At 76.4% G+C, this 7,757-nt stretch carries 4 protein-coding genes; all 4 read right to left on the reverse strand.

The genetic code is table 11. The features are described 5' to 3' along the window. Nucleotides 1-214 precede the first annotated feature (214 nt). The 4 genes from SM793_RS20740 to SM793_RS20755 all read right to left on the reverse strand — a co-directional run bounded on the left by SM793_RS20740 (nucleotide 215) and on the right by SM793_RS20755 (nucleotide 7,651). Nucleotides 215-835 (reverse strand): sigma-70 family RNA polymerase sigma factor, encoded by a 621-nt coding sequence (locus SM793_RS20740; protein WP_320439723.1) that lies wholly within the window; start codon nucleotides 833-835, stop codon nucleotides 215-217. A gap of 189 nt (nucleotides 836-1,024) precedes the next feature. Further along, the gene (locus tag SM793_RS20745) at nucleotides 1,025-2,584 is read right to left on the reverse strand and encodes a S8 family serine peptidase (protein ID WP_413816002.1); all 1,560 of its coding nucleotides are present in this window, start codon (nucleotides 2,582-2,584) and stop codon (nucleotides 1,025-1,027) included. Then, nucleotides 2,581-5,955, reverse strand: coding sequence for a right-handed parallel beta-helix repeat-containing protein (locus tag SM793_RS20750; protein WP_320439725.1), 3,375 nt, complete (start codon nucleotides 5,953-5,955; stop codon nucleotides 2,581-2,583). Before SM793_RS20750 ends, SM793_RS20745 begins: the two co-directional genes overlap by 4 nt. 136 nt (nucleotides 5,956-6,091) lie before the next feature. After that, the gene (locus SM793_RS20755) at nucleotides 6,092-7,651 is read right to left on the reverse strand and encodes a hypothetical protein (protein ID WP_320439726.1); all 1,560 of its coding nucleotides are present in this window, start codon (nucleotides 7,649-7,651) and stop codon (nucleotides 6,092-6,094) included. Nucleotides 7,652-7,757: the final 106 nt, after the last annotated feature.

Here is a 7,757-nt window from a genome sequence, read left to right on the forward strand (position 1 = left end):
GGCGTCCGCTCTCCCACAAGAGCGAACGCCGGGACGGCCGCGGGCCCGGCGCCCGAACGGGGGTACGAACGCCGGTGGCGGTGCCGCCACAATGGTCAACGGGCCGCGGATCGGAAGCGGTTCACGGCCTTCCGGTTCGGGTCCGCCCGGACCGGCCGCGGTTTCCCGAAAGGGCAGCGCTCCCGGCCGGTCCCCCGTCCGACCAACAGCCCGGTCAGCCGGTCCAGGCCATCCGGTGGGCCGCCAGGATCGGCCGCAGGGCGCGGACCGCGTAGAAGCTGCGGGACTTCACCGTGCCGACCGGCACTCCCAGCACCTGCGCGACCTCGGCCATCGACCGGCCCTTCATGTGCAACTCGACCAGGACGTCCCGGTGGTGGGGCTGGAGCTCGGCCATCGCCACCGCCACGTCCCGGGCGACGAGCACCTCGTCGTAGGGGTCGTGGGCACCGCCGTGGTCCTCCGGGGTCTCGTCGGCGACCTCCTGGGCGCGGGCGGCCTGCATCCGGTAGTGGTCGATGGCGATCCGGCGCGCCACCGTGAACAGCCAGGGACGGCTGTGCTCGGGGCCGCGCTGCACGGCCGCCGGGTTCTGCCAGGCCCGCAGCAGGGTCTCCTGGACGATGTCCTCCGCCTTGCCCCGGTCCCCGCTGGTCACCCGGAGCATCGCGCGCAGCAGGTAGCCGCCGTGCAGGCGGTACAGCTCGGCGAGCACGTCCTGGTCCAGGGTGGGCCGGACGGCGGGCGCGGCGGGCGCGGCAGGCGGGGCGGGCACGGCGGGTACCCGGGCGTCCCCGGAGGTCGTCCCGGCCAGGGCGGTTGCGTCGATGGCCACGGCTGTTGAGCCCCTCACACCATTCATCGGTACCTCGGTCGGTCGGTACCGGGGTCGATCGCTGTCTCGGTGCACCGGGGCAGGGCCACCGCGATCGGACGGCTCCCCGGGCGGTGCCACGCTGGCAGCACCCGCCAACGCGCGGCCAACGCGGCCGTGAGCGCCCGCGTTGGCGGGACGTTGGCGGGGTCACCGACCGGTCGGAGCCGCCTCGCCGTCCCGCTCCCCGGTACCGCCACCGGCACCCGCACCCGCACCCGCACCGGCCCGCCCGGCCGCCCGGTTGCGGCCGACCCTGGCGGCGGCCGCCGCCAGGCCGAGCAGCACCGCGCCGCCCAGGCTCGCCCCGGTGACCGCCGACGCCAACCGCACCGGCCTCCCGTCCGGCGGCGGCGGGACGACCACGGGTTCGGCGGTGGCGGCCGAGGTCGGCCCCGGGGCCGCGGCCGGTCCGGCGGCGGCCGGAGCGCCGACCGCCGTCACCGGGTCCACCGCTCCCCAGCCCACGGCCGGATCGGGCAGCGCCGTACCGGGCCGGTAGGCGGTCGAACGCAGCCGGTCGGCGAGCTGCTCGACCGTCAGCGACGGCGACCGGCCGAGCACCAGGGCCGCCGTCCCCGCCACCAGCGCGGCGGCGTAGCTCGGCCCGGAGACCGTGAAGGTGCCGCCGCCGGGACCGGCGGCCAGCAGGCCCTCACCCGGCGCGGTCACGTCCACCCGCGAGGTTCGCCCGGGGGCGACGGCGGCAGCCGCGCCACCCGCCTGGCCCGCAGCGCCGGAGGAACCCGCCGAGCCGCCGGCGGAGTCGGAGCCCCCGGCACCGGCCGGGCCGCCGTCCGCGCCGATCCCGGCCACCGCGAGCACCCCGGGGTACCCGGCGGGGTAGACCGGGGCGTTCACCGCCTGGTTGTCCGGCCCGACCGGGGCGACCAGCAGCATCCCCTTCGCCGTCGCGTAGCCGACCGCGTCGGCGAGGGCGGGCGCGGGCTCCGCGATCGGCGCCGCGACCAGGCCGATCCGGGCACCGCCGTCGGCCGCCGCGCGGATGCCCCGGGCGAGCAGGTCGGCGTTGGTGCTGCCGGCGTCGTCGGTGGCGGCCACGGCCAGCACCTTCGCGGCGGGGGCGACACCGGACGGACCGCCGTCGGCGGGTCGGCGGCCGGCCACCAGGGTGGCGAGCGCGGTGCCGTGGCCGACGCAGTCCCGGCCCGCGTCGCCGTCCCCGTGCAGCCGGGGCCCGAGGGTGAGCCGCCCGGCCAGGGCACCGGCGCCCGAACCGGCCGCGGCGTCCACCCCGGAGCCGATCACGGCCACCGTCACTCCGGCGCCCCGGCTCAACGGCCAGACGGCCTCCGGCCGCAGGAAGACCTGCGACCAGCTGGGCCGGTCCGCGGCGCGGGCGGCCGGCTTGCGGCAACCGTTCTGCCGGACGTCGGACAGCGTCTGCCCCAGGGGGGGAAACTCCGCCGGCTGCGCGCCCGCGCCCCCACCGGCAGCCGCTCCCCCACCGGCGGTACCCCCACCGGCACCAGCACCCGGGGCCGTTCCCGGCGCCGCGGGCCCGGCCGCAATGGCCCCGGACGCACCAGCGCCGGACGCACCAGCGCCGGACGCACTGCCGACGGACGCTCCCGCCGCCACCACCGCCCCCGACGCGACCTCCGGGGCGAGGGCGGCGAGCGCGGCCAGGCCGCAGGCCACCGCGGCGGCGGGGCGGGCGAGCCGCCCGCGGCCTCGGCCGGGGCTCACACCGGGCTGCCGGAGCGGTCCGCGGCGATGTCCTCGGGCAGCAGCAGGCTCAGCTCCGAGAGGTCGGCGACCTCCAGCCGGCTGAGCCGGCCGGCCTGGCGGGTGATCATGCCCTCCAGGGTCTGCCGGGCGAAGCGGCCGTTGCCGAAGGTACGGTCGCGCACGACCCCCGCGAACAGGTGCTCCAGCGCGGCCAGCGTGTGCGGCGCGCACTCGTACCCGGCCTTGACCGCGTGGTTGCGCACGATGGTGACCATCTCCGCGTCGGAGTAGTGGCCGAAGTCGATCTGACGGGAGAAGCGGGAGGCGAGACCGGGGTTGGAGGAGAGGAAGTGCCGCATCTCGTCCTCGTAGCCGGCCACGATCACCACCACCTCGTCCCGGTGGTCCTCCATCAGCTTCATCAGGGTGTCCACGGCCTCCTGGCCGAAGTCCCCGCCGCCCCCGTGCCGGGGCGTCAGGGTGTACGCCTCGTCGACGAACAGGACGCCGCCCCGGGCCCGGTCGAAGGCCTCCTTGGTGAGCTGGGCGGTGTGGCCGACGTAGCGGCCGACCAGGTCGGAACGGGCGGTCTCGATCAGCTGGCCGCCGGGCAGCACGCCCAGCTCGGACAGCAGCCGCCCGTAGAGCCGGGCGACCGTCGTCTTGCCGGTACCGGGCGGACCGGCGAAGACCAGGTGGTGGCTGATGGTGGCGGTCGCCAGCCCGGCCTCCTCCCGGCGGCGGACCTGCCGGATCAGGTTCACCAGGTCCGCGACCTGCTCCTTCGCGGCGGGCAGGCCGACCAGGGCCTGGAGTTCGGCCAGCGGCTCGGTGCCGTCGGCCTCCTTCACGGGCGGTTCGAGTTCGACGCCGACGTCCTCGGGGACGAGCAGCGCGAGGTCCTGGTCGCTGATCTCGGCCTGCTCCGCCAGCCGGGTCGCCTGCCGGTCGACCATCTCCTCGAAGACCTTGCGGGCCGCGCGGCCGTTGCCGAAGTCCTCGCCGCGCGGCATCCGCTCGAAGAGCAGCGTCAGCGCGTCGCCGGTGCTGCCGCCGAGCTCGTAGCCGTGGCCGGCGGCGGCGCGCTCGACGATGGTGACCAGCTCGTCGACCTCGTAGTTGGCGAACTCGACGGTCCGGCTGAACCGGGAGGCGAGGCCGGGGTTGGAGGCCAGGAACTCGGTGATCTCGGCGGAGTAGCCGGCCACGATCACCACCACGTCCTCGCGGTGGTCCTCCATCAGCTTGACCAGGGTGTCGATCGCCTCCCGCCCGAAGTCCGGGCCGGAGCCGCCGGAACCGGCCGACAGGGTGTACGCCTCGTCGATGAACAGCACGCCGCCGAGCGCCTGTTGGAACACCTCGGTGGTCTTGATCGCGGTTCCGCCGATGATCGAGGCGACCAGGTCGGCCCGGGCCACCTCGGTCAGGTGCCCGCTGCGCAGCACGCCCAGCTCGGCGAGGATGGCGCCGTAGAGCCGGGCGACCGTGGTCTTGCCGGTACCGGGCGGACCGGCGAAGACCAGGTGGCGGCTCATCGGCAGGGCCGGCATGCCGGCCAGTTCGCGGCGGCGGGCCAGCTTGTTGAGGTTCACCAGGGTGGCGACCTGCTCCTTGACGCCGGCCAGGCCGACCAGCGACTCCAGCACCTCCAGCGGTCCCGGCGGCGCGGCCGGGGCAGGGGCGCGGCCGGGCTCCGAACCCGGCTGGGCGGCGCCGTTCCCGGCGGCGGCCGGCCCGGCGGCGGCGGCGCCCTCGGCGCGCGGGCTGCCGGTGGCCGCCGCGGCGGTGCCGTGGGCGTCCGGCAGGCCGTTCTCCTCGCTGGTCAGCTGCTCCACCGCGAGCCGCTCGCTCGCGGCCGTCTGCCGCAGGCCGGAGCCGCGGTTGCGGGACAGCTTGCAGCCGGTCAGCCGGACCGCCTCCACCGAGTCGAGGCGCACGCCGTCGCCGATGTTCTCCACCGCGTCGACCTGCGCCAGGGCGGCTCGCCCGCCGGCGCCGATCCGCAGGCCGTGGCGGCGGTTGCCGTGGCTGCGCACCCGGGTGCAGGTCAGGTCGCCGCCGTCCTCGACGGACAGCCCGTCCTCGCCCGAGCCGCTCACCTCGCAGTCGCGCAGCGAGGCCCGGCCCACCTTGCCGACCACCACGCCGGAGCCCTTGGAGCCGCGCACCACCGCGGCGCCGACGAAGGTGTCCGCGCCGTCGGTGATCCGCAGGCCGGCCCGCCCGGCGTCGGTCACCTCGACGCCCTCCAGCCGGCCCCGGCCGTCCCGCAGCACCTCGACGCCGTCGGCGCCCGCGCCGGTGACGGTCAGGTGGCGCACCCGGGGATTGGCGCCACTACCGATCGACAGGCCGGGCCCGGTGACGTCCCGGATCTCCAGCCGGTCGATGTCGGCGGCGCTCTCCTCGGCCAGTTCGACACCGGCCCCGCCGCAGCCGCGCACCACGGTGCCCTTGAGCACCGGACCCGCGTGCTCGCCGACCCAGATGCCGGTGCCCTCGGCGTCGGCGACCTCGCAGTTCTCGAAGTGGCCGCGCGAACGGCCGGTGATGTGGATGCCGTGCCCGGCGGTGCGGGCGGTGGAGCAGCGGCGCAGCTCCGGGTCGGTGCCGGCGGCCAGCGCGATGCCGTGGCCGCTGGTGGCGCTCACCACGCAGTCCTCCAGCACCACCCGGGCCTCGGAGCTGATGTACACGCCGATGGCGGTGTCCCGGACGGCGGTGCGCACCAGCCGGGTCGTGGAGCGCTCCTCCAGGGCGACGGCGGGCTTGTCGGTGACGGAGATCTCGCAGTCCTCGAAGGTGCCGCGGGCCTCGCCGTTGGCGCAGATGCCGTTGCCCCGGGCGTCGCGCAGGACGCAGTTTCGCAGCAGCGGGTTGGCCCGCTCGCCGACCACCACGGCGGAGGTGCCGAGGTGCTCGATGACGCAGTCCTCGATCACGCTGGTGCCGGTGGAGGTCTCGACGATGCCGGCGCCGGCCGGGTTGGTGACCCGGCAGTCGCGCATCGCGAGCGAGCCCTGCTGGCGGGTGAGGACGGCCGTCCAGGAGGCGCCGACCACCTCGCAGTCGGACAGCGCGGCCTGCCCCCGGGGCACGTCGACGGCGGGGAGTTCCTCGTCCTGGCCCTGGACGACCAGGCCGGTGAGCTGGACGGCCTCCGCCACCACCTGGACCACGCAGCCGCGCCGGGCGGTGATCCGCACGCTGCCGCGCGGCTCCTCGGCGGTGATGGTGACCATCTTGGTGATGACCAGGTTCTCCTCGTAGCGGCCGGGGCGGACGGAGATCACCGCTCCGCTGCGGGCCGCCGCGAGCGCGTCGCCGATCGTGCGGTACGGGCCGCCCCGCTGTTCCGGGCACACCGTCAGCACATGGCGCGACATGGCCGTCCTCTCCTGGGTTTTCATCGGTACGTCGTCGTGGGGCGGGCCGGGCAGGGTCGGACAGGGCCGGGCAGGTCGGACGGGGTAGCGGCGGCGGGGGGCGGTCCGGAGGATGTCCGGGCCGCCCCCCGCGCGGTCAGGAGGCCGTGCAGTCGGCCCTTACGGCGGAGGCCGCGATGTGCGCCTTTTCGGTGGCGGTGCCGGCCCAGTCGAGGCCCCGGGAGTGCAGCATCAGCGAGATCTTGCCACCGGAGACCGTGAACGTCTTGCTGTTGACCCACTTCCCGCGGTTGCCGGTCTGGTTGACCTCGAAGTCGCCGATGACGCCGGAGTTGGGGGTGGAGGAGTTCTGGACGGTGTAGTACGCGGCCGAGGCCCCGACCGCCTTCATGTCGGAGTTGTTCGGCACATAGACGGAGATCGTGCAGTTGCCGGTCGTGACCGGTGCGGTGGAGAACGTCCAGACCACCGAGTTGTCGTTGTCGTCCTTGGTCGCCGAGCCGGACATCGGCATCGACACGTACTTGCCGTTGCAGCCCGAACCGCTGTACCCGCCGGTCGAGCTGGTGAGCCAGCCGGTGGAGCCCTGCTCCCAGTAGCCGTGCTGGGCGTAGGCGACCGAAGCGGTGCTGCAGTTGCCGCCGCCGATGGCGCTGTAGGTGGCCTTCGCGGCGGCGGGCGGCTGGACCGGGGGCTGGGGGGCGGGCGGCGGCTGCGGCGCCGGCTGCTGGGGCGCGGGCTGCTGCGGGGCCGGCTGGCCCGGTGCGGGTTGCTGGGGCGCGGGCTGCTGCGGAGCCGGCTGACCCGGCGCGGGCTGCTGGGGAGCGGGCTGACCGGGCGCGGGCTGCTGCGGGGCCGGCTGGCCCGGGGCGGGCTGCTGGCCGGTGCCGGGCTGCTGCGACGTCTTGCCGCTGCTGCTGCCTCCAGTGCCTCCGGTACCGCCGGTGCTGCCGCCGGTGTTCTGCTGCGTCCCGCTGAGCGGCGCCTTGCCCGCCGGGACGGTCGTACCGGCCGGCTGGCCACCCGGCACCGCCTGGGTGCCGGCGGTGCCGCCGCCGAGGGCGAGCCCGGGGACGGTGCCCGAGCCGTCGACGGGCGGCACGAGGGCCGTAGCCGGGTCTCCGGTGGCGGGCGGGTCGACGGGTGCCGGGACGCCGGTCGTCGGCGGGTCGGTCGGCACGGGCGGCTGGACGTCGTCGATCTCCGGGCCGTCGACGAGCTGGAGGTCCGCCCGGTTCACTCCCCGGTCGTCGCCGTGCTTGTCCGCACCGTCGGTGATCAGGAACGGCAGGCCCATCAGCACCACGCCCGCGGTGGCGGCGGCGATCAGCGCGGGCCGCCTGAACCGGGGTCGACGGGGCTCCCCGTCGTCGCCCTCCGCAGCCTCGGCGACCGGCTCCGGTGCCCCGGGCTCCTCGCCCGGGCCGAACCCGGGGTCGGCCGCGGCCGAGTGGGCGATCGCCACCGGCGGGACGGCGGCGGCGGTCGCCGCCGGCGTCACCGGCCCGTACTGCGGCACGGCGACCTGCTCGGTCGGTGCCTCCGCCGTCGCGGGGACGGCCGCCGCAGCGGCCGAAGCGGCCCCGGCGCCCGCCGGCGCCGCGGCCGGCTCCTCCTCCATCTCCCAGTCCATCGACGGCAGCTGGATCCCCGCCGCCCCGCCCCGAGCCCCGTTCCCGCCCGTACTCGTGCTCACCGCAGCTCCTCCGGCCTCGCATGCAGTCCCAGTCGACAGGACCACCCCGCCGACTGGACTTCGGGTGCTCCTACTCCGTTCCTACGGCCGGACCCGGCCGGACGGT

The organism is Kitasatospora purpeofusca (genome assembly GCF_034043715.1).
GTDB classification, from domain to species: Bacteria; Actinomycetota; Actinomycetes; order Streptomycetales; family Streptomycetaceae; genus Kitasatospora; species Kitasatospora purpeofusca_A.

What these genes read in the sequence shown, in the direction of transcription:
- SM793_RS20750 (WP_320439725.1), bottom strand. Translation starts at nt 5,955, where the DNA reads ATGTCGCGCCATGTGCTGACGGTGTGCCCGGAACAGCGGGGCGGCCCG.